Source organism: Deltaproteobacteria bacterium (genome assembly GCA_009930495.1).
GTDB lineage: Bacteria > Desulfobacterota > Desulfovibrionia > Desulfovibrionales > Desulfomicrobiaceae > Desulfomicrobium.
Window position 1 is genome coordinate 1 of the sequence record RZYB01000229.1, and the last position, 3446, is coordinate 3446.

Sequence of the window (3446 nt, forward strand, 5' to 3'; positions counted from 1 at the left end):
CATCCCGTGCTCGCGCCGTTGGCCCAGGTTTTGGCCGCGCCAGGACCGCGCCGACCGTCGTCGGCTTCATTGCGTCTGGAGCCCGCGCCCTGGTCGGTCTGGGGCCAGGATCCGGACCCCCGGGCCGTGGAGCAGATGCGTCAGGCCTGTTCCCTGCCCGTGGCCGTGAGCGGCGCCCTGATGCCCGACGCCCATGTCGGCTATGGGTTGCCCATTGGCGGGGTGCTGGCCGTTGAGGGCGCGGTCATTCCCTACGGGGTGGGCATGGATATCGCCTGCCGCATGCGCCTGTCCGTGTTCGCCGTGCCGCCGGATTTGGTCGAAACCCAGGCCGAGGTTTTGATCCGGGCCCTGGAAGCCGAAACCTGTTTTGGCGTGGGCGGTCAGTTTTCGCGGCGCAAGGACCATCCGGTCATGCACGAGGACTGGTCGTTTTCTCCGGTCACGGCCCGGATCAAGGACACCGCCTGGGGGCAGCTTGGTACCAGTGGTTCGGGCAATCATTTCGTGGAGTGGGGCGTGCTGGACGTGCCGGAAAATGTGGACGGCCTGGAGACCGGCACCTATCTGGCCCTGCTTTCCCACGGCGGCAGCCGGGGCGCGGGCGGGGAAGTGGCCAGACATTATTCGGCCCTGGCCCGGCGGCTGCACCCGGAGCTCCCCCGCGACCTGGGGCATCTGGCCTGGCTGGATCTGGACTCGGATCCCGGTCGGGAATACTGGGCCGCCATGGAACTCATGGGCCGCTACAGCTCGGCCAACCATGCCCTGATCCATGCGGCCCTGGCCCGGAATCTGTGCCTGTCGCCTGTTTGGAGTGTTGAAAACCACCATAACTTCGCCTGGATCGAGACCCATGGTGGCCGTTCGGTGGTCGTGCACCGCAAGGGCGCCACTCCGGCTGGTCTGGGCGTGTTGGGCGTCATCCCCGGAACCATGGTCGATCCGGCCTTCGTGGTCGAGGGGCTGGGCAATCCGTTGTCCCTGTGTTCGGCCGCCCATGGCGCGGGAAGAGTCATGAGCCGTCAGGAAGCCGTCAAGCGTTTCCACCGTGGCGATCTCGACCACATCCTGCGCGCCAGGAACGTGCGGTTGCTTTCGGCCGGCCTGGACGAGGCGCCCATGGCCTATAAAAACATTCTTTCGGTCATGGCCGCCCAAAGCGATTTGGTCCGCGTCCGGGCGACGTTTCTTCCGCGCATCGTGAAAATGGCGCGTTAACAAGGAGAAAATATGGCTTTGGTTGTTCAAAAATACGGGGGCAGCAGCGTGGCCACCCCGGAGCAGATTCTGAATTTGGCCCGACGGGTCATGGCCCGCCATGACCGGGGGGATCAGGTCGTGGTCGTGGTCTCGGCCATGGGCAAGACCACGGACGGTTTGGTGGCCCAGGCCAAGGCCCTGGCTGAAAATCCGGACCCGCGCGAAATGGACATGCTTGTGTCCGTGGGTGAACGCATTTCCATCGCCATGATGAGCATTGCCCTGAACGGCATCCGGCCGGGCGTGGCCGTGTCGTTCACCGGTTCCCAGATCGGGCTGATCACCGATTGCACCCATGGCGACGCGCGCGTTCTGGAGATCAGGGGTGATCGGCTGCGTCAGGCCTTGGACCTGGGCAAGATCGCCGTGGTCGCCGGATTTCAGGGCGTGTCCACGGCGCGGGAAATCACGACCCTGGGTCGGGGCGGCTCGGACACCACCGCCGTGGCCGTGGCCGCCGCCCTGGGCGCGGACGTGTGCGAGATTTATTCCGACGTGGACGGGGTGTACACCACGGACCCGCGTCTGGCACCAGCGGCAAGGCGTCTGGACACCATCGACTATGAAACCATGCTCGAAATGTCGGCGGCCGGAGCCAAGGTCTTGAAGGACGACGCCGTGGAATACGCCCGCCGCCTGGGCGTGAGGATCGCCGCCGGGTCGAGCTTGTCCGGGGAGATCGGGACCATTGTGTCCAGCGAGAATCTCAACCGCGACACCCTGCAGGCCATGGTTTACCATGACCGCCTGCGCTGGCTGGTTTTTGACGAGGGCGCTCCGGTCCCCGTGGACTGCCGTCTTTGCCAGAGCGTGGAGGGGCGCGCGGTGGTTGTCGTCGATGAAAAACACGCATCCGGAATGGAGGGCGTTTCGTGTTACGCCCTGTCCCTGATCGGTTCGCGGGTGGCGGCCCAGCGGGAGCGTTTGGAGGCCGTGCGGGAAATCCTGGCCCGGCTCGGAAACAGGATCCTGGCCGTCAGCAGCACGGCCCTCAAATATGAATTTTTCCTGGAAGATCCCCTGGCGGGGGAAACGGTCGCGGCCGTCCATGACACGTTGTTCGGCCCCGTGAGCGGATGACCAGGCTGGCTCTGGGCTGTGGCCTGGCGGTTCTGATCGGGCTTTTTTTTGTGTTGGATCTGGACCGTTTTTTGACGTTGGCCGCTGTCCAGGGGGTTTTGGACAGCCTGCGCGCGGCTTGGGCCGCGCATCCTGTTTCCTTTCTCGGCGCGTATGTGCTGGCCTACGTGCTCATGGCCGCCCTGAGTCTGCCTGGGTCCATTGTCATGGGGTTGGTGGCGGGCGCGATCCTTGGCTTCTGGGTCGGGACCGCCGCCGTGTCCCTGGGCTCGACCCTGGGCGCGACCCTGGCTTTTCTTTTGTCCCGGTATCTGTTTCGGGACGCGGTGCGCCGACGTTTTGGCGCGCGTCTGGCCATCATCGACGAAGGCACGCGTCAGGATGGCGCCTGGTATCTGTTCGGCCTGCGCCTCATTCCCCTCTTTCCGTTTTTTCTCGTCAATCTTGCCATGGGCCTGACGGCCATGCCGGTCTGGACCTTTTACTGGGTCTCGCAGTTGGGCATGCTTGGCGCCACCATGGTTTTCGTCAACGCCGGTCGGGAGTTGGCCAAGCTTGATTCCGTGGCCGGAATTTTGTCGCCATCCCTGCTGGGGGCCTTTGCCCTGCTTGGAATTTTTCCCGTGGCGGCCAGGGGCGTGGTCGGATGGATGCGCGCGAGGCGGGGCGGATCGCTCCGCCCCTGATCAAAGTGTAAAGGGGTCATAAAGGGGTCAAGTCTCGTTTTGACTTTTCTTGAGCAGGGCGCGCACACGTTCCACTCTTTTTTTGAATGCCTCATCCTGCGCCAGTCGCTTTGCAACCCGGGTCAGGGTGGTGCTGACGGTGCTGTAGGTGCGCACGGACAGGGACTGTGCGATCTGCTGCAGCGGTTGCCCGCAAAGAGTGCGCAACAGATGCATGGTCACGTCGCGGGGTTCATTCGTGGCGCCCCGGCGGGAAACGGACAATGTCGCCTCTTCGGCTTCGTAGGCCGAGAGGACGGCGTCCAGGACTTCCCGCACCGTCGGAGCCAGATGCCGTGCGCTTGGCACTTCGCGATTGGTTTTGGCCAGGAAGAACCGGTCCTTGATCTTGCTGACAAATTCCTTCCCGCCCAGGAT

4 protein-coding genes are annotated in these 3446 nt (G+C 64.2%); 3 read left to right on the top strand and 1 reads right to left on the bottom strand.

The window, feature by feature from the left end; genetic code table 11:
* Nucleotides 1–135: 135 nt before the first annotated feature.
* The 3 genes from EOL86_12965 to EOL86_12975 are packed head-to-tail and all read left to right on the top strand — an operon-like array spanning nt 136 to nt 3029.
* Entirely contained in the window at nt 136–1221 is a 1086-nt protein-coding gene (locus EOL86_12965; protein ID NCD26484.1) for an RtcB family protein, read from the top strand.
* 12 nt (nt 1222–1233) lie between these two features.
* The gene (locus EOL86_12970; protein NCD26485.1) at nt 1234–2343 is read left to right on the top strand and encodes an aspartate kinase; all 1110 of its coding nucleotides are present in this window, start codon (nt 1234–1236) and stop codon (nt 2341–2343) included.
* Complete coding sequence (locus EOL86_12975; protein ID NCD26486.1) at nt 2340–3029, top strand: TVP38/TMEM64 family protein; 690 nt, start codon at nt 2340–2342, stop codon at nt 3027–3029. The genes EOL86_12970 and EOL86_12975 overlap by 4 nt, the downstream gene beginning before the upstream one ends.
* A 27-nt stretch (nt 3030–3056) precedes the next feature.
* On the opposite strand, the gene EOL86_12980 is transcribed toward EOL86_12975, so the two are convergent.
* Nucleotides 3057–3446, bottom strand: a 390-nt coding sequence (locus tag EOL86_12980; GenBank protein ID NCD26487.1) for a transposase, incomplete at its 5' end; no start/stop codon positions are given.

Bases quoted from the DNA above. Each gene is read 5' to 3' on its own strand.
- EOL86_12965 (NCD26484.1), top strand. From the start codon at position 136: ATGCGTCAGGCCTGTTCCCTGCCCGTGGCCGTGAGCGGCGCCCTGATG.
- EOL86_12970 (NCD26485.1), top strand. From the start codon at position 1,234: ATGGCTTTGGTTGTTCAAAAATACGGGGGCAGCAGCGTGGCCACCCCG.
- EOL86_12975 (NCD26486.1), top strand. From the start codon at position 2,340: ATGACCAGGCTGGCTCTGGGCTGTGGCCTGGCGGTTCTGATCGGGCTT.